Source organism: Amycolatopsis sp. NPDC049252, from assembly GCF_043197175.1.
GTDB lineage: Bacteria > Actinomycetota > Actinomycetes > Mycobacteriales > Pseudonocardiaceae > Amycolatopsis.
In genome coordinates this window covers 64,549-88,958 of sequence record NZ_JBICSQ010000032.1, presented here as the reverse complement: position 1 = coordinate 88,958, position 24,410 = coordinate 64,549, and the positions used below count along the sequence as shown (strand labels likewise).

The window sequence follows — 24,410 nt, the reverse complement described above, 5'->3', positions numbered from 1 at the left end:
GCCCCCTCGACGGGCCCGCACCGGGACGACCCGTTCCCCTCTCCCGAACCACCCGAGGAACCCGATGCCACGTCGAGTCCGGCCCCGCTCCGTCACGGTGTCCGCGCTGGCGGCCGCCGGCCTGCTGTCCGCGGCGAACGGCGCGTTGACCGGGGTCGGCTCGGCCGCCCCCGCCCCGGCCGTCCCGCCGGACACGAAAGCGACGGCGTCGGTCTCGGCGACCTGCCCCTTCGCCGACCCGATCGGCTCGCGCGCGCTCACCGTCGAGACGACCGCGACGCTGCCGGCGCAGGCGAAGACCGGCTCCGCCGCGACGATCGGCGACTTCTCCGCGAAGTTCACGCTCCCCCGCGACGTCGCGCTCGCACTCCTGCCCGCCGGGACCACCACCGGGTCGCTCCAGGGCACCGTCACCACGGACATCTCCGTGCACCAGAGCGACCGCGCCGAGAAGGTCCCGGTGCCGCTGACCGTGGCGGCGACGCCGCTGCCGGAGACCGGCGACGTCACCCTGCTCGCGACCGGCGCCGTGCCGCAGATCGCGATCAACACGATCGGCCCGGTCACTCTCGACGTCACGGCGCCGACGCTGGCGCTGGCCGCCGTCCCGCCGCCGGGCGCGACGGCCACCACCCAGCCCGCGCCCGGTATCGCCTGCACGCTGGACCCCGGCCAGCCGGCGACGCTGGGCAAGATCCTGGTGCTGCCGAAGGCCACGCCGGGCGCCCAGCAGAAGCAGGAGACCGGCCCCGGCGGGGTGTCCGCGTTGGACGACCCGGTGCCGCCGCTGGAGATCCCGACCCCGCTGGCGCTGGTCAGCGTCCTGACGACGTCGACCGTCAAGAAGCTCGGCGCCACCGTCGTCAGCGACCCCGCGTTCCTGATCAACGGGCTGTTCATCCTGTCGCTCGACCCCGACACCGGCGACATCGTCGACCGCAAGGTCACCGGGTCGACCGTCTTCAAGCCGGCCACCGCCACCTTCCTCGGGTTCGGGTTCGTGCCGGTGACGGCGACCATCGAGTTCCTGCCGCTCGACTACCAGAACAGCAAGCTCATCGACATCTCCGGTGGCCTGCACGACGACCCGGTCACCGGCGAGCCCGTGCTGGACACGCAGCTGTCGGTGATCGCGCGGCTGAGCGAGGCGAAGGTCAACGGCGTCCCGCTCGACCTCGGCCCCGACTGCGTGACGGCGACGCCGGTGTCGCTCGAGCTGAGCGGCCCGTACGACCCGTTCAGCGTCGGGCACATCCGGACCGACCCGGAGAAGGGCTTCGAACTGCCCGCGTTCCGCGGCTGCGGCGCGGGCGGCCAGGACCTGAACCCGCTGCTCACCGGGATGAGCTCCGGCCCGGGCAACCAGGCGTTCGTCGACACCTACAACCTGGTGCCCTGCACCGAACCCGACCAGACCCAGTGCCCGGACGGCTCCAACCCGCCCGCGCCGGGCAGCGCCACGGCCCAGAAGGCGGTCAAGAAGCCGAACTGAGGGCGACGCACGAGGGACGCGGCGTTCTCCCCGAGCGTCCCGATCACCAGGAGGACACCGTGTTCACCCGCTTCGCACCGGCCGCGGTCCTGGCCCTCACCACGACGGCTGTCCTCACCGGGACGGCGCACGCGAGCACGGTGTACCACGCCGGTCCGCTCGCCTACGACTGCAGGTTCCCGGACACCTCACTGCAGCGCGTCACCCTGGTGCAGCAGTTCACCGGCCCGGACACCGTCGCCCCCGGCGCCACCTTCTCGATTTCCGACGTCTCCGGCAGCGTCACGCTGTCCCCGGCCGCCCACGCGAACCTCGCCGCCGGCGGCAGCGACGGCCTCAAGGGCGGCTTCACCGCGGCGTTCGTCGAGGCGGCGAACGCGCCGCGCTCGTCGACCGTGTCCGCGACGGACGTACCGGCGATGTGGGGTGCCGACCCGGTGGTGATCGACTTCGGCGGCGGCCGGCAGGCGCACGTGGCGGCCGCATCGGGAACCGTGACGTTCCGCGCCGACCGGCTGGCGCTGATCCTTTCGCTGCACCGGCCGGACGGCGCGCCCTCGGGCCCGACCGTGGTCTGCACGCCGGCCCCGGGCCGGAACACCGACTTCGCGCCCACGATGGCGATCGGCTAGCTGGACGTCCACTGTGGACGGACGCTCGCCGCCCGCGGGACCGGCAGCAGGTCGCTCACCGGGTACCGCAACGGCAGCGGCGCCGCGCCCGCGCGCAACGCCAGCTCCATCTCGAAGCGCGCGCCCGGGTCGCGGAGGCTGTCGCCGAAGGTCGCCTGCAGCTGGCGCATGCGGTAGCGGACCGTCTGGGGGTGGACGCCCAGGCGTTCCGCGATCTCCACCACGTTGCCCTGGCTGTCCAGCCACGCGCGCAGCGTCTCCAGCAGCCGCTCCTGCTGCTTGCCCGTCATGTCGGCCAGCGGGGCGAACAGGCGGTGCCGCAGCGTGCCGACCAGGCCGGTGTCGGAGTTGACGAGCAGCGTCGCCAGGTGCTCTTCGGCGCGCAGCACCGGGCGGGGCACCAGGACGCCGCGTTCGGCCAGCTGCAGCGCGTTCCGGGCCCAGCGCAGGGAATCCGCGACCGAGGCGAGCGGGACGCACGGGCCGATCGAGAGCCGGCAGTCCGGGAGCGCCACCTGCAGCGTCGCCAGGCGGGCGCCGCCCAGCGGGCCGGGGACCACCAGTTTCGGGTCGGGGGTGTCGAGCTCGGCGAGGACGTCGGCGTCCAGGCCCGCGTGGCGGCGGGCCGGGGCGACGCCGTCGGCGGGGCAGACGGCCACCGGGGTCGCTTCGGTCGGCACGCTCCAGCCGATCAGCTGGGCCAGCTCGGCGATCGCCTTGGGGGACGCCGGGGGCGTCTCGAGGATCAGGTGCAGCAGCTTGCGGCGCCAGGTGTCGAGCGCACCCGCCGTCCGGGCCTTCGCCTCCAGGTAACCGTCGAGCGCGACGGAGGCGAGCTCGTCCATGAACGCCAGCATGGCGTCGGCCAGCTGGGACATCACCGCCGACGAGAGCCCGCTCCGCCGTCCGACGCGCATGATCCGCCGCCACGACACCCGCGCGCCGACCCGGTAGGCCGACTGCAGCGTGTCGAGGCTGCGGCCTTCGCGCATCTCGTTCTGCCCGAGGCGGTGGTGGACGTCGTGGGACTGCTCCTTCGACACCGTCGGGTCGGCGATCTGCGCGACGAACAGCGTGATCGCGTACTCGACGCCGGCGCGGATCGACTTGCCGTAGGGCCCGTCGAGCGGGCGGGCGTAGGCCGGGATGGTCGCGCGGATCTCGTCGACGATCTCGGCGGCGAGGCTGGCCAGCTCGGGACGGAGGATGTCGGCGAGCTTGCGGGGCAGTGCGGCGGGCGGCGCAGGGTGTTCGAATCCGCGCTCCACCGACATCGCAGCTCCTTTGCTCCGCCCCAGAGGCCCCGCTGACGCGCGGCCGAGCACCCCGCGCCTGGTGCGGGGTGACACCGGACACATCGAAAAACTAGCCCTGAACGTGTCACACCTTCGAAGGGAAACCGATTTCTTGTCATCTTCGTGACAAGTTCACGAGGACGGCATGCGAAACGCTGACAAGTACCCCGCCGGCTGCCCGCGAATGTACGTACGAACGGACGAATCCCGCACCCGGCGCGCATCCGGCCGCGGCCGCTTGTATCGTGTGGTTGATACAAGCGGGAGGTACGAGATGGCGTGGGACAACATGCTCGCGGTCGGGATCTTCATGGGCCTGGTCGGCCTGGTCATCCTGATGCTCCTCTGGCCGAACGACAAGCGCGGGGCCCGGCTGCTCGTGCGCTGGGGCGTGCCGGACCCGGACGAGGCCGAGGTGGCGCTCGCCGTCCGGTACCTCAAGCGGCGCCGGTTCTGGTACCCGTGGCTCTACCTCGCGCTGCCGCTGCTGTTCGGCGGTGACAACAACGGCGCCGCGGTCCTCGGCACCCTGCTCCTCGGCGGCCTGATCGCCGAGCTGCTCGCCCAGCGGCCCGCACGCGGGCACCGGCGAGAGGCCGTCCTCGTCCGGCGGACGCTGCGGGACGTCGTGCCCGTCTGGGCTCTGGTGCTCAGCGGGCTGGCGTCGGTGGCCGCGATCGTCCACCTGGTCCCGACCCGGCAGTGGACCCTGCTGGCGGTCGCCGCGGGCACGACCGTGGTTTGCTGGGCGATCACCCTGCTGGCCGTGCGGCGCCCGCCGACCGGTGAGCCGCGCGCGGACCTGGCCCTGCGCTGCCGCAGCGCGCGCGTCGCGATCGGGCTGGGCATCGCGACCTGCACGGCGGTCGGCTGGACGGAGGGCACCCTCGCGGCGCTGCTGATCACCGTGGCCGGCATCGCCGCGTTCCTGGCCGTCACCGCCCCGCTGAAGAGGCTCCCGGCCCCCGCGTGAAGATCGTCGTCGACACCGAAACCGGCCTGGCGCCCTGGCGGCAGGTGCACGACCAGATCGTCCTCGCGATCACGGCGGGCGCGCTCCCGGACGGGACGCGCCTGCCGCCGATCCGCCAGCTGGCCCGCGACCTCGGCCTGGCCTCGGGCACGGTGGCCCGGGCCTACCGCGAGCTGGAGACGGCGGGCTGGGTGCTGACGGCCCGCGCCCGCGGCACGGTCGTCACGATCCCCGCGGACCGCCCGGACCCCGCGGTGCTGCTCCTCGCCGCGGCCACCGAGTACACGACCCGCGCCCGCGACCTGGGCGCGAACCTCGACATCGCCCTCGACGCCGTCCGGAAGGCCTACCCCACCAGCGAAAAGCCGTGAGCAGCCGGCCGAGCGCGGCCAGCACCGGCTCGAGCACCTCGACCTCGCGCGGGGTTCCCACGCACTCGGTGATGCCCGCGCCCACGACGTCGTAGGCCGCCAGCGCGTCCAGGGTCGACACCAGCCGCGCGATCGTCCAGCCGTCCGGTTCCGGGTGGTTCAGGCCGCCGAACTCTGCCGGGTCCAGGACGTCGAGATCCACGTGCACGTACAGCTTTTCCGCGCCCGCCAAGGCATCGAGCGACGTGCCGGCCAAGCCGCGGTCGACCGCCTCGCGCTCGGCCGGGTCGAACACGCGCGTCCCCACGAGGACCGCGCGACCCGGCTCCAACGCGGGAGAAGCCGCGAACTCCGGGTCGCCCTCGCCGAACAGCGAGCGCAGCACCATGCCGTGGAACGCGCCCGAGGGGGACGTCGATGCGGTGTTGAGGTCCGCGTGGGCGTCGAACCACGCGACCCCCAGGCCCGGACCGTAGCGGAACCGGGCCACGCCGATCGGGACCAGCTCGACGCCGCAGTCGCCGCCGATCGTCAGCACCGGGCCGCCCGGTGCTTCCAGGGCGGCCAGCTGGGCCGCCCGGTTCGGGCCGGTCAGCACGGCGCGGTTGACGATCCCACCGTCCACTTCGGACAGTTCCTGGCTCTGCGGGATGTGGTGCACGGGCCGGCCGAGCACGTGCCCGGCCAGCTCCGCGAGCGCCACACACCCGTCCGGCAGCTCCCCGGCCCGGGGACCTGCCGCGCCCTGCCTCTGCGGTACGGCGTTGATCAGCATCCGGCGATGTTAGCGGTCACTCCAGGACGAGCAGCAGATCGCCGCCTTCGACCTGCTGGACGGAGTTGATCGCACGGCGCGACACCTTGCCGCCGGTGGACGCCGTGATCGACGCCTCCATCTTCATCGCCTCGATCGTCGCGACCGTGGCCCCGGCCTCGACCGTGTCACCCTCGTTGACCTGCAGCGTGACCACGCCGGCGAAGGGCGCCGCGACCTGCTTCGGGTTGCCCTTCTCCGCCTTCTCGGTCGCCGGGATGTCCGAGGCGATCGAGTGGTCGCGGATCTGAATCGGCCGCAGCTGGCCGTTGAGCGTCGACATCACCGTGCGCAGGCCGCGTTCGTCGGCCTCGCCGATCGCCTCCAGCTCGATGAGCAGCCGCACGCCCGGCTCGAGGTCGACCGCGTACTCCTCCCCCGGGAGCAGCCCGTAGAAGAAGTCCTTGGTGGGCAGCACCGACGTGTCGCCGTAGGCCTCGCGGTGCGCCTCGAACTCCTTGGTGGGCCCGGGGAACAGCAGCCGGTTGAGCGTCCGCCGAGGCTCCGAAGCCAGCGCGGAACGGTCCTCTTCGGACAGTTCCGCCACCGGCTTGGCGGCCGCGCGGCCTTCGAGGGCCTTGGTGCGGAACGGCTCCGGCCAGCCGCCGGGCGGGTCGCCGAGCTCGCCGCGCAGGAAGCCGATCACCGAGTCGGGGATGTCGAACTTGTTCGGCTCCGCCTCGAAGTCGGCCGGCGAGACGCCCGCGCCGACCAGGTGCAGCGCGAGGTCGCCGACGACCTTCGACGACGGCGTCACCTTCACCAGGTGGCCGAGGATCTTGTCGGCCGCGGCGTACATCGCCTCGATGTCCTCGAACCGGTCGCCCAGGCCCAGCGCGATGGCCTGCGTCCGCAGGTTCGACAGCTGACCGCCCGGGATCTCGTGGTGGTAGACGCGCCCGGTCGGCGAGGCCAGTCCGGCCTCGAACGGCGCGTAGATCTTGCGCACGCTCTCCCAGTACGGCTCCAGCTCGCCGATCGCGTCCAGGCTCAGCCCGGTGGTGCGGTCGGAGTGGTCGGTGGCCGCCACGATCGACGACAGCGACGGCTGCGAAGTCGTGCCCGCCATGGACGACACCGCGCCGTCGACGGCGTCCGCGCCCGCGTTGATCGCCGCGAGGTAGGTGGCCAGCTGGCCGCCCGCAGTGTCGTGGGTGTGGATGTGCACCGGCAGGTCGAACTCCTTGCGCAGCGCGGTGACCAGCCGGGTCGCCGCGGGCGCGCGTAGCAGCCCGGCCATGTCCTTGATCGCCAGGACGTGCGCCCCGGCGCCGACGATCTGCTCCGCCAGCTTGAGGTAGTAGTCGAGCGTGTAGAGCTTCTCGCCCGGGTCCGACAGGTCCGAGGTGTAGCAGAGCGCCACCTCGGCGACCGCGGAGCCGGTCTCGCGCACGGCTTCGATGGCCGGGCGCATCTGCTCGACGTCGTTGAGCGCGTCGAAGATCCGGAAGATGTCGATGCCGGTCTTCGTGGCCTCTTGGACGAAGGCGTTGGTCACCTCGGTCGGGTACGGCGTGTAGCCGACGGTGTTGCGCCCGCGCAGCAGCATCTGCAGGCAGATGTTGGGCACGGCCTCGCGCAGCGCGGCGAGCCGCTCCCACGGGTCCTCGGCGAGGAACCGCAGCGCGACGTCGTAGGTCGCGCCACCCCAGCACTCCAGGGACAGCAGCTGCGGCACGGTGTTCGCGACGACCGGCGCCACGGCCAGCAGGTCCTTGGTGCGGACGCGGGTGGCGAGCAGCGACTGGTGCGCGTCGCGGAAGGTCGTGTCGGTGACGCCGATGTGCGGCGACTTCCGCAGCCACTCCGCGAACCCGCCCGGGCCCAGCTCGACGAGCTTCTGCTTCGAGCCGGCCGGCGGCTGGGCGTCCTTCGGGAGCTTCGGCAGCTTGAGCGTCGCGTCCGGGGTCTTCGGGCGCTCGCCGTGCGGCTTGTTGACCGTCTGGTCGGCGAGGTAGGTCAGCAGCCGCGTGCCGCGGTCGGCGGACTGCCGCGCCGTGAGCAGCCCCGGACGCTCCTCGATGAACGACGTCGTGACGCGCCCGGCGCGGAAGTCCGGGTCGTCGAGGACGGCCTGCAGGAACGGGATGTTCGTGGCGACGCCGCGGATCCGGAACTCGGCGACGGCGCGGCGCGCGCGCCGGACGGCGGTCTCGAAGTCCCGGCCGCGGCAGGTGAGCTTCACCAGCAGCGAGTCGAAGTGGGCGCTGATCTCGGTGCCGGAGAAGGCGGTGCCGCCGTCGAGCCGGATGCCGGAGCCGCCCGGCGAGCGGTAGGCGGAGATCATCCCGGTGTCCGGGCGGAAGCCGTTGGCCGGGTCTTCGGTGGTGATGCGGCACTGGAGAGCCGCGCCGCGCAGGTAGATCTTGTCCTGGGAGAGACCGAGGTCGTCGAGGGTCTCGCCGGAGGCGATCCGCAGCTGCGACTGCACGAGGTCGACGTCGGTGACCTCTTCGGTGACCGTGTGCTCGACCTGGATGCGCGGGTTCATCTCGATGAAGACGTGGTTGCCCTGCTTGTCGAGCAGGAACTCGACGGTGCCGGCGTTGCGGTAGCCGATCTGGCGCGCGAACTTCACGGCGTCGGCGCAGATCCGGTCACGCAGCTCGGGGTCGAGGTTCGGCGCCGGGGCCAGCTCGACGACCTTCTGGTGGCGCCGCTGCACCGAGCAGTCGCGCTCGTAGAGGTGGATGACGTTGCCCGCGCCGTCGGCGAGGATCTGCACCTCGATGTGCCGCGGCTCGACGACGGCCTTCTCGAGGAACACCGTCGGGTCGCCGAAGGCGGACTCGGCCTCGCGCGCGGCGGCCTCGATGGACTCGCGCAGCTGGGCCGGCTCCATGACGCGGCGCATGCCGCGCCCGCCACCACCGGCGACGGCCTTGACGAACACCGGGAAGCCCAGCTCGTCGGCCGCCGCGACCAGCGCGTCGACGTCGCTGGAGGGTTCGGACGAGCCGAGCACCGGTACGCCGGCCTCGCGCGCGGCCTTGACCGCGCGGGCCTTGTTGCCGGTGAGCTCGAGGATGTCGGCGCTCGGCCCGACGAAGGTGATCCCCTCTTCCTCGCACGCGCGCGCGAGGTCGGGGTTCTCCGACAGGAAGCCGTAACCCGGGTAGACGGCGTCGGCCCCGGCCTTCTTGGCCGCGGCGACGATCTCGTCGACCGAGAGGTAGGCGCGCACGGGGTGACCGGGTTCGCCGATCTCGTACGCCTCGTCGGCCTTCAGCCGGTGCAGCGAGTTGCGGTCTTCGTGGGGGAACACGGCGACCGTGCCCGCGCCCAGTTCGAAGCCGGCGCGGAACGCGCGGATGGCGATCTCGCCGCGGTTGGCCACCAGCACCTTGCGGAACATGCCCGGTCCTTCCCGTATGGATCGGTAGTCAGCGCACGTTACCCGGTTTTTCCCGCTGGGCGGGAGTTGAGTACCAGGTGATGGACGTCATGCGGACCAGTTGGTTGGGCGGTCGGCCCTGGTGGCACCTCGTCAGGATCCCGGCGGCACGTAGAGCAGGCGGTTGGCCGTGCCCTCCGGAACGCCCTTGAGCGCGTCCGGCGTCGCCGCCTGGACCAGGGCCTGGTCCACCTGCGCGGGCGACGAGCCCGGGTGCTGGGCCAGGTAGACCGCCGCCGCTCCGGCCGCGAACGCCGCCGCCATCGACGTGCCGGACTCCGGGCCCGCGGTCGCGCCGCCGGCGATCGGCCCCGGGACGTCCACGCCCGGCGCGTACAGGTCGACGTCCTGGCCGAAGTTCGACGCCTTGTCCGGGTGGTCCTGGTTGTCGCTCGCGCCGACGGTCAGCGCTTCGGGCACCCGGCCCGGGGAGAAGCCGCTCGCGTCCGCCGTCTCGCTCCCGGCCGGGACGGCGATCGGCAGCACCACGGCGAGCCGCTTCACGGCCGCGTCGAGCTGGTCGTTCGGCACGCCGCCGATGCCGAGCACGGCGACCGCGGGCTGACGGGCGTTCTGCGCGACCCAGTCGATCCCGGCGACGATCTGGTCGGTCGCGCCCCCGCCGCCGGAGTCGAGCACCCGCACGGGCACGATCTGCGCACCCTTCGCGACGCCGTAGTCCTTGCCGGCGGCGATCCCGGCGAGCCGGGTGCCGTGGCCGTTGGTGTCGGCGGTGTCGGTGCCCCCGCCGAGGAAGTCCCGCCCGGGCGCGACCCGGCCCTGGAAGTCGGGGTGGTTCGCGTCGACACCGCTGTCGATCACGTAGATCGTGACGCCGGAAGCGTCGTCGGGATAGCGGTAGGCGTGGTCGAGCCCGGCCCGCTGGTCGATCCGGTCGAGCCCCCAGCTGGGCGGATCCTGCTGCACCCCACCGGCGGCCGAGGCGGGCGCCTGCCCGGCGAGCACGACGACGACCGCTGCTGCGAGACCACTGCTTAACCTCATGATCAGCGTGGTACCCGCGCTCCGGAGCGGCGACAACTCAGGACTGTCGCCCGTTCGGCTGATTCCGGCGGATCAGAGCCGTCCGTCCCGCGCATGGTTCCCGCTCGTCCGGGCGGGCATACTGGACGGTACTAACGCAACGGGAGTGGCACTTGGAGACCGTCGGCACACAACGCCCGGGTGGCCGCACCGAGCGGACCCGCCGCGCCGCCCTGGACGCGACGCTCGAGCTGCTCGGCGAACGCGGGTACGCGGAGCTGACCGTCGAGGCCGTGGCCGAACGCTCCGGCGTGCACAAGACGACGCTGTACCGCCGCTGGGAGTCCGCCGAAGGACTGGTCGCGGCGGCGCTGCTGATGGGCACCGAGCAGGAGTGGACCGCGCCGGACACCGGGTCCCTCGAAGGCGACCTGCGCGCGGTCAACCTGGAGCTGGTGCACTTCTTCACCGAGCCGGGCCTGCGCGAGCTGCCGATCGCGTCGATCTCGGCCGCGTTCCTCTCGCCCCGGGCGGCCGACGCCCTGCAGGAGTTCTACGTCGACCGCCACGCCCGGTCGGCGGCGATCGTCGAGCGAGCCGTCGCACGCGGCGAGGTTCCGGCGGGCACGGACGCCGTCGAGGTCGTGCGCGTCGCGTGCGGGCCGGTCTTCTACCGCCTGTTCGTCTCCCGGGAAGGCGTCACGACGGGGGACGCGAGTGTCGCCGCCGCGGCGGCCGCGGCGGCCGCGAAAGCCGGGGTCTTCACGGCAGCGGACGCCTGAACCGCAGCTCCTCCAACGAGACCGTGCCACCAGCGATCGTCTCGGTGCGCGTGCCGCCGTCCAGGGCCCAGCCCGCGCGCTCGTAGAACGTCTTCGCGCGCTCGTTCGTCGCCAGCACCCACAGCACCGCCGCGGGCCAGCCGCTCTCGGTCAGCGACGCCAGCACCTCTTCGTGCAGCAGCCGGCCGAGGCCGCGGCTCCACGCCTCGGGGCGCAGGTAGATCGCGTACAGCTCGCCCTCGCCCGGCTCGTCCCGGCGCGGCCCGAACGCCGCGAACCCGACCACGTCCGGGTCCTCCACCACCAGCACGCGGCCGCCGTCGCGCAGGGTGCGGGCCCAGCCCGCCGTCCGGTTCCCGACCGAGATGCCGGCGAGGAAGTCCGCCGGCAGCAAGCCGTCGTAGGCCGCCTGCCACGAGCGCACGTGGATCTCGCCGATCGCGCCGGCGTCCTCGACGGTGGCGGGGCGGACCCGGGCGGTCACGACTTCTCCAGGTACTCAGCGCGTTCGACGTCGACGACGTCGGCGACCATGCGCGCCAGGCCGGGGAACTTCGCCAGCTCCGGGTCCTCCGTCACGATCTCCTGCGCGCGCTTGCGCGACTCGGCGATCACGTCCTCGTCCTGCAGCAGCGAAAGCAGCTTCAGGCCCGACCGCTTGCCCGACTGCGCGGCGCCGAGGATGTCACCTTCGCGGCGCAGCTCCAGGTCGAGGCGGGACAGCTCGAAACCGTCGGTGGTCGACTCGACCGCCGCCAGGCGCTCGCGGGTCGCCGTGCCGTCCAACGCCTCCGTGACCAGCAGGCACACGCCCGGCACGCTGCCCCGGCCGACGCGGCCGCGCAGCTGGTGCAGCTGGCTGACGCCGAAGCGGTCGGCGTCCATGATCACCATCGCCGTCGAGTTCGGCACGTTGACGCCGACTTCGATCACCGTGGTGGCCACGAGCACGTCCAGCTCCGCCGCGGCGAAGGCCCGCATCACGGCGTCCTTGTCGTCCGACGGCATCCGGCCGTGCAGCACGCCGATGCGCAACCCCTTGAGCGGCCCGTGTTCCAGCTCCGGCGCGACGTCGAGGACGGCGACCGGCGGCCGCTTGTCGCTCTTGTCCGACGGCGGCTCGTCGCCGATGCGCGGGCACACGACGTAGGCCTGGTGCCCCTTGGCCACCTCTTCGGTGACGCGCTGCCAGACGCGGTCCATCCAGGCCGGTTTCTCCGCCACCGGGACGACCGTCGTGCTGATCGGCGACCGGCCGACCGGCATCTCGCGCAGCGCGGACACCTCCAGGTCGCCGTACACGGTCATGGCGACCGTGCGCGGGATCGGCGTCGCGGTCATCACCAGCACGTGCGGGCTGGTGCCCTCGCTGCCCCGGGTGCGCAGCGCGTCACGCTGCTCGACGCCGAAGCGGTGCTGCTCGTCGACGACGGCCAGGCCGAGGTCGGCGAACTGCACGGTGTCCTGGATCAGCGCGTGCGTGCCGACGATGATGCCCGCCTCGCCGCTCATGGCCTCCAGCAACGACTTCTTGCGTTCCTTCGCGCCCATCGACCCGGTGAGCAGCGTGACGCGGGTGGCTTTCTCCGCCCCGCCGAGCTCACCCGCCTGCGCCAGGTCGCCGAGCATCTCGCGCAGCGAACGCGCGTGCTGCGCGGCGAGCACCTCGGTCGGCGCCAGCATCGCGGCCTGCCGCCCGTTGTCGACCACCTGCAGCATCGCGCGCAGCGCGACGATCGTCTTGCCCGACCCGACCTCACCCTGCAGCAGCCGGTTCATCGGGTGCTCGGAGGACAGGTCGGCGGCGATCTCGTCACCGATGCCGCGCTGGCCGGCAGTGAGGTCGAACGGCAGCCGCTTGTCGAAGGCGTCCATGATCCCGCCGTCCACGTGCGGGTTCGGTTTCGCCGGCCGGGAGATCGCGGAATGGCGGCGCTGCGCGAAGATCAGCTGCACGGCCATGGCTTCGTCCCACTTGAGCCGCTTCTTCGACGCCTCCAGGTGCGCCCAGTTCTCGGGGCGGTGGATGCCGCGCAGCGCGTTTTCGAGGTCCCCCAGGCGGTGCAGCCGCCGCAGCTCCGCCGGCATCGGGTCCTCGTCGACCTCGAGGACGTCGAGCACCTGGCGCACGCACTTGGCGATCGACCACGTCGGCATGCCCTGCGCCGCCGGGTACACCGGGATGATGGCGGCCAGGAAGCTGTCCATGGCCTCGGCTTCGCGCTCGGCGTCGAACAGCTCGTACTCGGGGTTGGTCAGCTGCAGGGTGTCGCGGAACGCCGAGACCTTGCCGGCGAACAGGCCGGTCGTGCCCGGCACCAGGTCCTTCTCCCGCCAGGCCTGGTTGAAGAAGGCGCACGTGAGCCGGCGCTTCCCGTCGGTGATCACCATGTCCAGGATGGTCCCGTTGCGGGACTTCATCCGGCGCTTGCTCACCTTTTCGACGCGCGCCAGCACGGTCGCGTGCTCGCCGAGCTCGAGCCCGGCGATGTCGGTGAGCTCACCGCGCTCGGCGTAGCGGCGCGGGTAGTGGCGCAGCAGGTCGCTGACGGTCTCGATGTCCAGGGCCGTGGCGAGTGCTTTCGCCGTCTTGGCGCCCAGCAGCAACGGCAGCTTGTCGCGAAGTCCGGCCATCTCGCTATTCGACTCCCATCAGCAGCACGGCGTCCGCCTGCCCGCCCGCGTACCCGGCCAGCTCCACCTCGGGGTGCTCGAGCCGCAGCTGCTCCGCGAGCTCTTCGGCGACCCCGGGTGGCGCCGCGGCCCCGCTCAGCACCGTCACCAGTTCTCCGCCCAGCGCCAGCATCCGGTTCAGCACCTTCATCGCCGCCGCGACGAGGTTGGTCTCCGACGCCGGGGCGGGCTCGATGAGCACCACCTCGTCGTCGACCAGGCCGACCACGTCTCCGGACTGGGCCCGGCCCACCCAGGTTAGCGACTCCTCCTGCGCGATCCGCAGTTCGCCACGCCTGGTCGCGGCGGCCGCCTCGGCCATCGCGACGACGTCGTCGTTGGTGCGGCGCCCGGCGTCGTGCACGGCCAGCGCCGCGAGCACCTGCACCGGGGACGTGCACGGGATGACCACGACGTCCCGGTCGGCGGCCATCGCGTGGCCCGCCGCGGTGTCGGCCGCCGTGGTCAGCGCGACGCCGCCGGGCAGCACCGTCACGTGCCGGCCGGCGGCCTCGTTGAGCAGGCCGATCATGTCCTCGACGCTCGGCGCGTCACCCTCGGGCACTTCGAGGACCGGGATGCTCTCGGCACGCAGCACCTCCGCCAGGCCGCGACCGTGCACGACGGCGACGACCGTGCGGTCGATCCCGCCGCCCGGCTCGATCGGCGTCGGCGTGAGCAGCGGCTCGACGCGGATCCGGCGCGGGCGCCCCAGCGTGAGCCCGGCCTCGATGGCGGCGCCGATGTCGGCGCAGTGGACGTGCACGGCGTGGCTGCCCGCGCCGTCGCCGGCCACCGTGACGCTGTCGCCGAGGCCGCTCAGCTCCTTGCGCAGGGTCGGCAGGCTGTCTTCGGGGACGCCGTCCAGCAGGTACATGACCTCCCAGGCGTAGGCCTGGTCCTCGGTCTCGGGCGCCTCGAGCGCGTGGTCGTGCTCGACGGTGGTGCCGGTCAGCACCTCGACCAGGGCGTCCAGCACGGCGACGAGCCCGCGGGCCCCGGCGTCGACGACCCCGGCCTTGGCCAGCGCGGGCAGCTGCAGGGGCGTCTTTTCGAGCGCGTGCGCGGCCTCCTTCGCGGCGGTTCGCGCGACTTCGCCGAGCGGGCTCGTCTCACCGCGGACGGCGAGGGCGACCGAGTGCAGCACGGTCAGGATGGTCCCGGCGACCGGGCGGCTCACGGCCCCGGTGGCGACCTCGTCGGCGTGGCCCAGCGCCCTGGCCAGCCAGGGCCCGTCCAGCTCACCCTCGGCGTGGTCGGCCAGGCCGCGCACGACCTGGGAAAGGATCACGCCGGAGTTGCCGCGCGCCGAGGCGACGGCCCCGCGGGCGAGGACCTTCAGCGCGTCGGCGGCGGTTTCCGGCGCGGCGGTCTTGAGCTCGGCGGCCGCGCCGGTCATCGTGAAGAGCATGTTGGAGCCGGTGTCGGAGTCCGCCACGGGGTAGACGTTGATCCCGTCGATGGCCGGCCGCAGGCTCGCCAGGCTGTGCACACAACCCGCAGCCCAGGCCGACACCGCCGCCGCGTCCAGCACCCGCACCCCGTGACCTCCTCGTCGTTCCGGGGGCGAGCGTATCGACCCCGTGCGGGAGCCGGCTGGGCCACTGGTTACTATGGTCGAGTTGCCCAGTGCATCTGGGCTCATCTCTATGACCCAGATCCAAAGGAGTTCGACGTGGCTGCCGTGTGCGACGTCTGTGGCAAGGGACCCGGCTTCGGCAAGTCGGTCTCGCACTCCCACCGCCGTACCAACCGCCGGTGGAACCCGAACATCCAGACCGTCCACGCCAAGGTGGGTGTGTCCCAGCGCAAGCGCTTGAACGTGTGCACCTCGTGCATCAAGGCGGGCAAGGTCGTTCGCGGCTGAGGCGAGAAGAGTTCGAAAATGGCGGGTGCTCTCCGGAGCACCCGCCATTTTTGTGCCCGGCTCAGGTAGGGCTACTTGTAGAACTCCACCAGCAGGTCGCGCAGGGACTCCGGGTGCTGCAGCACCCCGTGGTCCTGGCCCGGGAGGGTTTCGTGGCGGGCGCCGGGGACCGCGGCGGCCGCGAGGCGGGCTCCCGTCTGCAGCTTCTCCGGGCTCGCGCCGCCGCCGACGACCAGGGTCGGGGCCGTGATGCGAGCCAGGTGGTCCTTCCGGGGGCGCGCGCCCGGGCCGCAGATCGCCAGGTCGTACGGGAGGGTGTGCGCCAGGGACGTGAACCAGCCCCACACCGGGGCGTGCTTCATCCCCTCGATCACCTCCGGCGGCGTGCCCGCGACCTCGAGGAACGTCGCCGCCGCGGCATCGCGGTCGCCCGCCGCGACCTGCCCGCGCACCTTCTCCGTGACGTCGTCACGCAGGTCGGAGTCGGGCGCGTACGGCGGCTCGTACGCCACCAGCTTCTCGATCGGCAGGCCCGCGGCCGCCGCTTCCAGGGCCAGCACTGCGCCCGACGAGTGCCCGAACACCGACGCCGTTCCCCCGACGTGCTCGATCAGCGCCGCGATGTCCTCGATCTCGCGTTCCATCGCGTACGGCGAGGTGTCACCGCTGTCCCCACGGCCTCGCCGGTCGTAGGCGATGGTCGTGAAGTCCGCGGCCAGGACCTCGGCCAGGCCGCCGACCGTCGTCCGGTCGTTGAACGCGCCGCCGACCAGGATGATCGGGGCGCCCGTGCCGCGCTGGTCGAAGGCGATGGACGTGCCGTCCGCCGATGTGACGTTCATTTCTCCTCCAAAGGTTTCCCCCTGGTCGGAGCCGTCACCCCGATCCGGACACCGAACCTACGGGAGTTTCCAGTCCACCGGCGCCGCGCCCTGCTGCTCCAGCAGCTGGTTCGCCCGGCTGAACGGGCGCGACCCGAAGAAGCCGTTGTGCGCCGAGAGCGGGCTCGGGTGCGCGGACTCGATGCACGGCACCTCGCCCAGCATCGGACGCAGGTTGCGGGCGTTGCGGCCCCAGAGGATCGCCACCATCGGCTCGGACCGGGCCGCGAGGGCCTTGATCGCCTGCTCGGTGACGTCTTCCCAGCCCTTGCCCTGGTGCGAGTTCGACTTGCCCGGCTGCACCGTCAACGCCCGGTTGAGCAGCAGGACACCCTGGTCGGCCCACGGCGTCAGGTCGCCGTTGGACGGCAGCGGGTGGCCGAGGTCCTCGGCGTACTCCTTGTAGATGTTGACCAGGCTCTTCGGGATCGGCCGGACGTCCGGCGCCACCGAGAAGCTCAGGCCCACCGCGTGCCCCGGCGTCGGGTACGGGTCCTGGCCGACGATCAGCACCCGGACGTCGTGGAACGGCTGCTTGAACGCCCGCAGCACGTGCTCACCCGCCGGCAGGTAGGTCCGGCCGGCGGCGATCTCCGCGCGGAGGAACTCCCCCATCGCGGCGACCTGCGGCGCCACCGGTTCGAGGGCCTCAGCCCAGCCAGCCTCGACGATGTCCTGCAGCGGTCGTGCGGTCACGGGCGGCGAGCTTACCGGCCGTGGCCGCCGTCACTCGCGCGGGTCGAGCCGCCGCAGCTCCGTGCGGAACCGCCGGCCCCGCTCGACGTACGAGTCCACCACGAGCGCGATGTTCTCGGCGCTGAAAGAGGTGTTCTCCCGGGTCTTCCCGGGCACGCCGAGCGCGATCTCGCCGGTCTTCACGTACGAGCCGTACGACAGCACCGCGCCGGCGCCGACCATGCCGCCGTCCTCGACGACCGTGCCGTTGAGCACGACCGAGCCGGACGCGATGAGGCAGCCGGTGCCGATCGTCGCGCCCTCGATGTGCACCGCGTGCCCGACCGCCGACGACGGCCCCAGGATCGTCGGGTGCCGCTCGGTGCAGTGCACGACGCAGCCGTCCTGGACGCATGCGCGCTCGCCGATCTCGATGTAGCCGTGGTCGCCGCGCAGCACGGTCTGCGGCCACACCGACGCGTGGGCGGCGATCCGGACGTCGCCGATGACCGTGGCGTCCGGGTGGACGTAGGCGTCGGGGTGGATCGTCGGCTCGAGCGAACCAAGCGCGTAGATGGGCATGCCGCCTCCGGTGACTGCGGTTTCACGTGCCGTGCGATTGGATCACGGCATCGCCGCACAAGAGCACACCCGTCCGAGAAGCACCGCCCTGGTGCTCCTCCTCGTCGTGCTGACCTGGCTGCTGAGCGTGCCGGTCGCGGCGGCGCCCGCACTGGCGAACGGCCTGGCCACGACCCCGCCGATGGGCTGGAACAGCTGGAACCAGGTCCGCTGTCACGACCTGACCGAAGACGTCGTCAAGAAGGCCGCCGACGCGCTCGCGGACGACGGCCTGCGCGACGCCGGCTACCGCTACGTCGTCGTCGACGACTGCTGGCAGGCTCCCGCGCGCGCCGCCGACGGCTCGCTGCAGGCGGACCCGGCGCGGTTCCCGCACGGCATCGCCGACCTGGCCGACTACGTGCACTCCCGCGGCCTGCTGTTCGGCATCTACGCCGTGCCGGGCAGCCGGACCTGCGCGATGGCCAACGACGCCTACCCCGCCTCCGGCATCGGCTCGCTGGGCCACGAACGGCAGGACGCCGAGACGTTCGGCCGCTGGGGCGTCGACTACCTCAAGTACGACTGGTGCAACGCCGACACCGTCGACGGCCTCGACCGGCGGGCGGCGTTCGAGAAGATGCGCGACGAGCTGGCCGCGCTCCCCCGCCCGATCGTCTACGCGATCTCCGAATACGGCGTCTCGAGCCCGTGGACCTGGGCGCGGCCGGTGGCGAACCTGTGGCGCACCACCTACGACCTGGTCCCGACCTGGGATTCGGTGCTGGCGACGATCGACCAGCAGGCCGCCGTCGCCGTCCACAGCGGCTCATCCGGCGGCTGGAACGACCCGGACATGCTGCAGGTCGGCAACGGCACGCTGACCACCGACGAGGCCCGCGCCCACTTCAGCGTCTGGGCGGTGCTGAACGCGCCGCTGTTCGCCGGGACCGACCCGGCGAAGCTGAGCGACGACGACCTCGCGACGCTGGGCAACCCCGAGGCGATCGCCGTCGACCAGGACTTCGCGGGCGGCCAGGGCCGGCAGCTGACGTCCGGCCCCGGCTACCAGGTGTGGGGCAAGCCGCTGACCGGCGGCGGGTTCGCGGTGGTGCTGCTCAACACCGGCACCACCACCGCGACGGTGTCCGCGGCGGTCCCGGGCGCCTGGAACGTCCGGGACCTGTGGGCTCACCGAGACGTCGGGTCCGTCTCGGCTTTCCTGCGCCCGCACGCGGCCGCGTTGCTGAAGCTCACGCCCCGCTGAGGTCCTTGCCGTAGCACCGGCTCGATTCCTCGTTCTTGTAGACGCCGAACTTCGGGATCTCGACGTACCCCGAAGACGTGTAGAGCGCGATCGCCTCCGGCTGCTTGGTGCCGGTCTCCAGCACCGCGCGCTTGCGGCCGGACAGCGCCGCCGTGCGCTCCAGCTCGAACAGGATCATCCGCGCGAAGCCGCGGCCACGCGCGGAATCGGCGACGTACATGCGCTTGAACTCGGCGTCGCCGTCCCGGAAGTCGGGGGCCGGGCCGTCGTGGGCGCGCCACGCCCCGCAGGCGACGGCCTCCTCGCCCTGGTAGCCGACGAGGAACAGGCCCTGCGGCGGGTCGAACTGCTCGGGGTTCATCGGGGTGGCGTCCTCGTCGCCGTAGCGCTCGACGTACACCTGCTGCACCGCGGCCATGAGCTTGGCCGCGTCGGGATGGTCGTAGGGGACCGGAACGATTCTCACGCCTGCAAAGACTAGTTCAGTGCCAGTGGGTCCAGCCGCCTTCTCGCGTAGATGGCTTGCCGTCCACGGTGATCCCCGAGTCCGGCATGGTCGCGACGCCGATGGTGCGCCAGCCCTCCGGCAGTTCGGCGAACGACGGGAAGGTCGCCACGAGCGCGTGGTCCTCGCCGCCGGTGAGGACCCAGTCGAGCGGGTCCGCGCCCAGGGCCGCGCCGACTTCGGTGAGCCGGGCCGGGACGTCGAGGTCGGCGGTGCGGACGTCGATGCCGACGCCGGACGCCTCGGCGATGTGCCCGAGGTCGGCCAGGAGCCCGTCGGAGACGTCGATCATGGCCGTGGCCCCGGCGAGCGCGGCGCGTGGCCCCGCTTCGTAGGGCGGCTCCGGGGCGCGCTGGGCGTTGACGACCCCGACCGGCGACCGGAAGCCGCGCCCGAGCACGGCCAGGCCCGCGGCGGCCCAGCCGAGCTTCCCGCAGACCGCGACGACGTCGCCGGGCCGGGCACCCGAGCGCGTCACCGGCTCGCGGTCGCCGAGGTCACCGAGCGCGGTGACGCTGATCACGAGCTGGTCGGCGCGGACCATGTCGCCGCCGGAGACGCCGACGCCGGCGCGCTCGGCCTCGGTCCACATGCCGTCGGCCAGGGCGGTGACGACCTCGCGCGGGGTGTCCGATGGGCAGGCGATGCCGACGAGCACCGACGTCGGGGTGGCGCCCATGGCGGCGATGTCGGCCAGGTTGACCGCGACGGCCTTGCGCCCGACGTGCTCCGGGGCGGACCAGTCGAGCCGGAAGTGCACCCCCTGCACCAGGACGTCGGTGCTGGCGACCACGCGCCCGTCGGGGGCGGCGATGACGGCGGCGTCGTCGCCGGGACCGAGCAGCGTGCCCGGTGGCTGACGCCGCCCGGCCGTGACGGCTCTGATGAGCTCGAACTCCCCGGTCTCGGCGACCGTTGCGTCGTTCGGTGACACCCGTCACCTCTGCTTTCTCTACCGGGACAAAGATCGATCACCGATAGTCGGATGCCCTATGTTTTTCCGTGAGCTGCCGTTACGTTGCTGTGAACGTTCCTGCTCTCAAGTTCCTACCCTGAGCCGATCGATCCCGACGAAAGGGCGCGCCGTGGTCCACGCATACATCCTCATCCAGACCGAGGTCGGCAAGGCGGCCGCGGTCGCCGCCGAGATCTCGAGCATCCCTGGTGTGACCAGCTCGGAGGATGTCACCGGCCCGTACGACGTGATCGTCCGCGCGGCCGCCGACAGCGTCGACCAGCTGGGCCAGCTCGTGGTCGCGAAGGTGCAGAACGTGGAAGGCATCACGCGGACGCTGACCTGCCCGGTCGTGCATCTCTGAGCAGGTGATTCCTGGGGGGACGACCCCCCAGACCCCCCGAAACGACGCCAGTGGTGTAGTGGTCGGGTGCCAGATTCCGACACCGGCGCACCACCGAGGGTGGTGCTCGTCACGGCCGCCGCGCTCGCTGTGGCCCTGGCGGTCGCCGTCGCCGTCTTCGCCCTGACTCACCGTTCCGCGGATCCCGCGGCCGGCCCCCTGCCGCTGGTCCCCGTGCCCGCGCCGCAGGCCGCGTCCCCGGCGTGCAAGACGCTGCTGGCCGCGGTGCCCTCCGAACTGCCGTCCAACGGCGCTCAGCTGTCGCTCCGGGCGCTGGCCGAGCCGGCTCCGCCCGCGACGGTGGCGTGGGGCACGGACGACCCGCTGGTGCTCCGGTGTGGCCTCGACCGCCCGCCGGAGCTGACCCCGACGGCCCAGCTGAGGCTGGTGAACGGCGTCCAGTGGCTGCAGGTCCCGGGCGAAGGCGCGTCGACGTGGTACGTGGTGGACCGCGAGGTCTACTCGGCGCTCACGGTGCCGGACAGCGCCGGCACGGGCCCGCTGCAGCAGATCTCGGACGCGGTCGCGGCGAAGCTGCCGCCGCGGCCGCTGCGGTTCGGCTAGCGCAGGCCCGTCCCCCGGGCGATCGCCGTCTCGATGAGCGTGGTCAGCAGGGTCGCGTAGTCGACGCCGGTGACCTCCCACATCTTCGGGTAGGCCGACTTCGTCGTGAAGCCGGGCATCGTGTTGACCTCGTTGATGGTCGGCTCGCCGTCGGCGCCCACGAAGAAGTCGACGCGGGCGAGGCCCTGGCAGTCGAGGGCCTGGAAGGCCTGCACGGCCATGGCGCGGAGCTTCTCGGTGACGGCGTCGTCGAGCTTGGCCGGGATGTCCAGCTCGGCGTCGTCGCCCAGGTACTTGGTTTCGAAGTCGTACCAGGCGTTTTCGTCCTCGGACAGAACGCGGATCTCGGCCGGGAGCGACGCTTCGACGCGGCCGTCGGGGAATTCGAGCACCCCGCACTCGACCTCACGGCCGACGACGGCCGCCTCCACGAGGACCTTCGGGTCGGTGGCGCGGGCCAGCTCGATGGCCGCGCCGAGGTCCTCCCAGGACGTCACGCGGCTGATGCCGACGGAGGACCCGGCACGCGACGGCTTCACGAACACCGGCAGGCCGAGCTTCGCGCGGCCGGCGTCGTCCAAAGTGGACTGTCCACGGCGGAGCGCGGCGAAGGTGCCGACCGGAAGTCCTTCCGCGGCCAGGAGCTTCTTCGCGGTCTCCTTGTCCATGGCGGCCGCGCTGGCGAGCACGCCCGGGCCGACGTACGGGATGCCGGCGAGTTCGAGGAGGCCCTGGATGGTGCCGTCCTCGCCGAAGGCGCCGTGCAGCACCGGGAAGACGACGTCCACCTGGGACAGCAGCTCGCTTTCGCGGCCCGGCTCGACGGCGACGAGCCCCTGGCTGGAGGGGTCACCGGCGAGCACGAGCCCCTTGCCGTCGTCGACCGACGGCAGTTCACGGCCGCGGATGGCGAGCTGCGCGGAGTCGCCGGTGCCGAGCACCCAGCGGCCCTCACGGGTGATGCCGACCGGCACGGCTTCGAACCGCTCCGGGTCGAGGTTCCCCAGGACACTGCCCGCGGACAGGCAGGAGATGGTGTGCTCGCTGCTGCGCCCGCCGAACACGACCGCCACCCGGATCTTCTCGCTCATGGTGAGCCACCGTACCCGGTGACCTCGGCGAACAGCCCAGCCCCGTGCGCCGAGCGCGGCACCGCGAGCGACGAACGCAACCCCGGCGGAACTGGCACGTCGTTACCTACGAGGGGCGTTGTCAGCGCAGCACCGAGACCAGCGTCGGCAACGCCGCCACCAGCGCTTCCCGGCTACAGCCCGCGTATCCGATCGCCACCCCGTGCGCCGTCGGCACCCCGGCGAAGTGCCGCGCCAGGCCGTCCAGCCGGATCCCCCGCCGCTCGGCCGTCGCGATCACCGACGCCTCCACCGCGGCCGACGGGAACGGCACCACCAGGTGCGCCCCGGCGTCGTCGCCCCGGACCGGGATGCCCGCCGAGGCCAGCGCCCCCGCCAAGAGGGTCCGGCGCTCCGCCATCTCGCGGCGGATCTTGCGCAGGTGACGGCCCAGGTCGCCGTTGCGCGCGAACTCGTACAGCACCCGCTGCCCCGCCGGCGACGGACGCGTGCCCGTCAGGTCGCGGTACGCCAGCACCGCCGACGTGATCGCCTCCGGGGCCACCATCCAGCCCGCGCCCAGCGTCGGCGTCAGGATCTTCGACGTCGTCCCCAGGTGCACCACGACATCCGGCGCCAGCGACGCCAGCATCGGCAACGGCGCCACGTCGAAGCGCAGCTCGCCGTCGTAGTCGTCTTCGATGACGAGCATCCCGTCCGCACGCGCCCGCTCGACCAGCGAAACCCGCCGCGCCGCGCTCAGCCTGCTGCCCATCGGGTACTGGTGCGCCGGCGAGCAGTACACCGCCCGCGCGCCCGCCGGGATCGCCTCCGGCCGCAGCCCTTCGAGATCCACCGGCACGCCGACGACCCGCATGCCCGCCCGCAGGAACGCCTGCACCGCGCGCTGGTAACCGGGCTCTTCGACGGCGACGACGTCGCCCCGCTCCAGCACCGCCGCGGCCAGCTCGACGACCGCCGCGGTCGTGCCGCCGGTGGCCAGCACCGAACCGGCGGCCAGGCCGCGGTGGCGCAGCAGGTGCTCCGACACCGCCGCGCGGTAGTCCGGCAGGCCCGCGCGATGGGCGCGGATCAGCGGGTCCGGGTCGGCCGCGGCGCGCCAGGCCCGCCGCCAGGCCGCACGATCCAGCCCGGCCGCCCACGGCGTGCCCGGGCCGAGGTCCAGCAATGACGGCGGCTCGGCGTCGGGGGCCGGGACGGCGGGCGCCGGGACCTCCGAAGCCGAGAACGACGGCGGCGTCGTCACATACGTCCCCGAGCCGTGCCGCCCGGCGATCCAGCCCTCGGCGTGGAGCTGCTCGTACGCGGCCGACGTCACCGTGCGGCTGACGCCGAGCCGGCCGGCCAGCGCGCGGGTCGACGGGAGGCGGTCGCCGCCGCGCAGGTGCCCGGACGCCGCCGCCTCACGCAGCGCGTCCGCGAGCTGGACGGCGAGCGGCGTGACGGACGCGCGGTCGAGGCTGACCGGCAGCGCGGTGTCGGCGTGGGTCACCGGACCTCCCTAAGTGGACTTCCCAAGTGTACGAGAAGTGGCCGTTTTCCGATGCCACTGCCGGAGAGACGCTGGTCGCATGCTCTCCACCACGCCCCGCACCACGCTCGGCCGCAAGAAGCACCGGGCCGTCACCGACCGCGCCGTGCTGCACGCCGTCCTGGACGACGGCCTGATCTGCCACCTCGGCGTCGTCCGCGACGGCGTCCCGCTGGTCCTGCCCACCGGCTACGGCCGCGACGGCGACACGCTCTACCTGCACGGATCCACCGGCGCGGCGAGCCTCCGGAAAGCCAGCCAAGACCTCGACGTCTGCGTCACGGTCACCCTGCTCGACGCCATCGTCTACGCGCGCTCGGTGAACAACCACTCGATGAACTACCGCAGCGCCGTCATCCTCGGGAAGGCGAAGCTCGTCACCGACGCCGAGGCGAAGATGCACGGCCTCAAGGTGCTCACCGACCACCTCGCGCCCGGTTCGTGGGAGCACGCGCGGGAGGTCAATCCCAAGGAGTTCGCCGCGGTCAGCGTGCTCGCCCTCGACCTCGCCGAGGCGTCGGTGAAGATGCGTGCCGAGGGCCCGGACGACGAGCCCGACGACGTCGGCGCGGACGCCGCGTGGGCCGGCGTGCTGCCGGTGCGGACCGTCTTCGGCGAGCCCGAGCCGTCGGCCGACCTCTCCCCCGGCTGGGTGATTCCGCCGCACATCACCGATCGGGAGTAGCACCGTGTCGATCCG

General features: G+C 72.7%; 23 protein-coding genes and 1 pseudogene. 10 read left to right on the top strand and 14 right to left on the bottom strand.

What is annotated here, in order from left to right:
• Positions 1–64: 64 nt before the first annotated feature.
• Complete coding sequence (locus tag ACGFMK_RS28300; protein ID WP_392769293.1) at positions 65–1,492, top strand: DUF6801 domain-containing protein; 1,428 nt, start codon at positions 65–67, stop codon at positions 1,490–1,492.
• Positions 1,493–1,551: 59 nt separating this feature from the next.
• Positions 1,552–2,124, top strand: a complete 573-nt coding sequence (locus ACGFMK_RS28295; protein WP_392769291.1) for a DUF6801 domain-containing protein — start codon at positions 1,552–1,554, stop codon at positions 2,122–2,124.
• On the opposite strand, the gene ACGFMK_RS28290 is transcribed toward ACGFMK_RS28295, so the two are convergent.
• A complete protein-coding gene (locus tag ACGFMK_RS28290; RefSeq protein WP_392769289.1) occupies positions 2,121–3,398 on the bottom strand; it encodes a PucR family transcriptional regulator in 1,278 nt (425 codons plus the stop codon). The genes ACGFMK_RS28295 and ACGFMK_RS28290 overlap by 4 nt on opposite strands.
• Positions 3,399–3,693: 295 nt before the next feature.
• Between ACGFMK_RS28290 and ACGFMK_RS28285 the strand changes: the two genes are divergently transcribed.
• Positions 3,694–4,392 (top strand): hypothetical protein, encoded by a 699-nt coding sequence (locus ACGFMK_RS28285; RefSeq protein ID WP_392769287.1) that lies wholly within the window; start codon positions 3,694–3,696, stop codon positions 4,390–4,392.
• Positions 4,389–4,763, top strand: a complete 375-nt coding sequence (locus ACGFMK_RS28280) for a GntR family transcriptional regulator (RefSeq protein ID WP_392769284.1) — start codon at positions 4,389–4,391, stop codon at positions 4,761–4,763. Before ACGFMK_RS28285 ends, ACGFMK_RS28280 begins: the two co-directional genes overlap by 4 nt.
• Here ACGFMK_RS28280 and ACGFMK_RS28275 read toward each other — a convergent pair.
• From ACGFMK_RS28275 to ACGFMK_RS28265, 3 genes and pseudogenes are all read right to left on the bottom strand, one after another.
• Positions 4,762–5,538: pseudogene (locus ACGFMK_RS28275) on the bottom strand (arginase family protein); the annotation flags it as partial. The gene ACGFMK_RS28280 and the pseudogene ACGFMK_RS28275 overlap by 2 nt on opposite strands.
• Before the next feature lie 16 nt (positions 5,539–5,554).
• Positions 5,555–8,932 carry a pyruvate carboxylase gene (locus ACGFMK_RS28270; RefSeq protein WP_392769282.1) on the bottom strand — a complete coding sequence of 1,126 codons (3,378 nt, stop codon included), beginning with the start codon at positions 8,930–8,932 and terminating at the stop codon, positions 5,555–5,557.
• A 132-nt stretch (positions 8,933–9,064) separates the two neighbouring features.
• Complete coding sequence (locus tag ACGFMK_RS28265; RefSeq protein WP_392769279.1) at positions 9,065–9,976, bottom strand: S8 family peptidase; 912 nt, start codon at positions 9,974–9,976, stop codon at positions 9,065–9,067.
• Between the two features lie 152 nt (positions 9,977–10,128).
• Between ACGFMK_RS28265 and ACGFMK_RS28260 the strand changes: the two genes are divergently transcribed.
• Positions 10,129–10,737 (top strand): TetR/AcrR family transcriptional regulator, encoded by a 609-nt coding sequence (locus tag ACGFMK_RS28260; protein ID WP_392769277.1) that lies wholly within the window; start codon positions 10,129–10,131, stop codon positions 10,735–10,737.
• On the opposite strand, the gene ACGFMK_RS28255 is transcribed toward ACGFMK_RS28260, so the two are convergent.
• From ACGFMK_RS28255 to ACGFMK_RS28245, 3 genes are read right to left on the bottom strand one after another with little or no spacing between them, the layout of a single operon-like run.
• Positions 10,718–11,221, bottom strand: coding sequence for a GNAT family N-acetyltransferase (locus tag ACGFMK_RS28255; protein ID WP_392769274.1), 504 nt, complete (start codon positions 11,219–11,221; stop codon positions 10,718–10,720). The two genes, ACGFMK_RS28260 and ACGFMK_RS28255, sit on opposite strands and share 20 nt — an antisense overlap.
• Entirely contained in the window at positions 11,218–13,371 is a 2,154-nt protein-coding gene (gene recG / locus ACGFMK_RS28250) for an ATP-dependent DNA helicase RecG (RefSeq protein WP_392769271.1), read from the bottom strand. The genes ACGFMK_RS28255 and recG overlap by 4 nt, the downstream gene beginning before the upstream one ends.
• Positions 13,372–13,375: 4 nt before the next feature.
• Entirely contained in the window at positions 13,376–14,950 is a 1,575-nt protein-coding gene (locus ACGFMK_RS28245) for a DAK2 domain-containing protein (protein WP_392769268.1), read from the bottom strand.
• A 135-nt stretch (positions 14,951–15,085) separates the two neighbouring features.
• On the opposite strand from ACGFMK_RS28245, the gene rpmB reads away from it, so the two are divergent.
• Positions 15,086–15,277 carry a 50S ribosomal protein L28 gene (gene rpmB / locus ACGFMK_RS28240; RefSeq protein ID WP_003091970.1) on the top strand — a complete coding sequence of 64 codons (192 nt, stop codon included), beginning with the start codon at positions 15,086–15,088 and terminating at the stop codon, positions 15,275–15,277.
• Between the two features lie 71 nt (positions 15,278–15,348).
• Here rpmB and ACGFMK_RS28235 read toward each other — a convergent pair whose 3' ends face one another.
• From ACGFMK_RS28235 to ACGFMK_RS28225, 3 genes are read right to left on the bottom strand one after another with little or no spacing between them, the layout of a single operon-like run.
• Positions 15,349–16,119 (bottom strand): alpha/beta fold hydrolase, encoded by a 771-nt coding sequence (locus ACGFMK_RS28235; RefSeq protein ID WP_392769265.1) that lies wholly within the window; start codon positions 16,117–16,119, stop codon positions 15,349–15,351.
• A gap of 57 nt (positions 16,120–16,176) precedes the next feature.
• Positions 16,177–16,854 carry a uracil-DNA glycosylase gene (locus ACGFMK_RS28230; RefSeq protein WP_392769262.1) on the bottom strand — a complete coding sequence of 226 codons (678 nt, stop codon included), beginning with the start codon at positions 16,852–16,854 and terminating at the stop codon, positions 16,177–16,179.
• A 30-nt stretch (positions 16,855–16,884) separates the two neighbouring features.
• Positions 16,885–17,415 carry a gamma carbonic anhydrase family protein gene (locus ACGFMK_RS28225; protein WP_392769259.1) on the bottom strand — a complete coding sequence of 177 codons (531 nt, stop codon included), beginning with the start codon at positions 17,413–17,415 and terminating at the stop codon, positions 16,885–16,887.
• Positions 17,416–17,506: 91 nt separating this feature from the next.
• Here ACGFMK_RS28225 and ACGFMK_RS28220 point away from each other — a divergent pair, with 91 nt between their 5' ends.
• Positions 17,507–18,661: a glycoside hydrolase family 27 protein gene (locus ACGFMK_RS28220; RefSeq protein WP_392769257.1), complete on the top strand. Its 1,155-nt coding sequence runs from the start codon at positions 17,507–17,509 to the stop codon at positions 18,659–18,661.
• On the opposite strand, the gene ACGFMK_RS28215 is transcribed toward ACGFMK_RS28220, so the two are convergent.
• Both ACGFMK_RS28215 and ACGFMK_RS28210 read right to left on the bottom strand, forming a co-directional pair.
• A complete protein-coding gene (locus ACGFMK_RS28215) occupies positions 18,648–19,127 on the bottom strand; it encodes a GNAT family N-acetyltransferase (RefSeq protein ID WP_392769253.1) in 480 nt (159 codons plus the stop codon). The genes ACGFMK_RS28220 and ACGFMK_RS28215 overlap by 14 nt on opposite strands.
• Before the next feature lie 16 nt (positions 19,128–19,143).
• Entirely contained in the window at positions 19,144–20,100 is a 957-nt protein-coding gene (locus ACGFMK_RS28210; protein ID WP_392769251.1) for a thiamine-phosphate kinase, read from the bottom strand.
• A gap of 151 nt (positions 20,101–20,251) precedes the next feature.
• Between ACGFMK_RS28210 and ACGFMK_RS28205 the strand changes: the two genes are divergently transcribed.
• Together ACGFMK_RS28205 and ACGFMK_RS28200 are read left to right on the top strand one after the other, a co-directional pair.
• Entirely contained in the window at positions 20,252–20,485 is a 234-nt protein-coding gene (locus ACGFMK_RS28205) for an Lrp/AsnC family transcriptional regulator (RefSeq protein ID WP_125306405.1), read from the top strand.
• A gap of 66 nt (positions 20,486–20,551) precedes the next feature.
• On the top strand, positions 20,552–21,088 hold the full coding sequence (locus tag ACGFMK_RS28200) for a DUF3515 domain-containing protein (RefSeq protein WP_392769249.1): 537 nt from the start codon (positions 20,552–20,554) through the stop codon (positions 21,086–21,088).
• Here the strand turns inward: ACGFMK_RS28200 and ACGFMK_RS28195 are convergent.
• Together ACGFMK_RS28195 and ACGFMK_RS28190 are read right to left on the bottom strand one after the other, a co-directional pair.
• Complete coding sequence (locus ACGFMK_RS28195; RefSeq protein ID WP_392769247.1) at positions 21,085–22,179, bottom strand: D-alanine--D-alanine ligase family protein; 1,095 nt, start codon at positions 22,177–22,179, stop codon at positions 21,085–21,087. The two genes, ACGFMK_RS28200 and ACGFMK_RS28195, sit on opposite strands and share 4 nt — an antisense overlap.
• Positions 22,180–22,300: 121 nt before the next feature.
• Positions 22,301–23,671 carry a PLP-dependent aminotransferase family protein gene (locus ACGFMK_RS28190; RefSeq protein ID WP_392769244.1) on the bottom strand — a complete coding sequence of 457 codons (1,371 nt, stop codon included), beginning with the start codon at positions 23,669–23,671 and terminating at the stop codon, positions 22,301–22,303.
• 79 nt (positions 23,672–23,750) lie between these two features.
• On the opposite strand from ACGFMK_RS28190, the gene ACGFMK_RS28185 reads away from it, so the two are divergent.
• Positions 23,751–24,395, top strand: a complete 645-nt coding sequence (locus ACGFMK_RS28185) for a pyridoxamine 5'-phosphate oxidase family protein (RefSeq protein WP_392769241.1) — start codon at positions 23,751–23,753, stop codon at positions 24,393–24,395.
• The last annotated feature ends 15 nt before the right edge of the window (positions 24,396–24,410 follow it).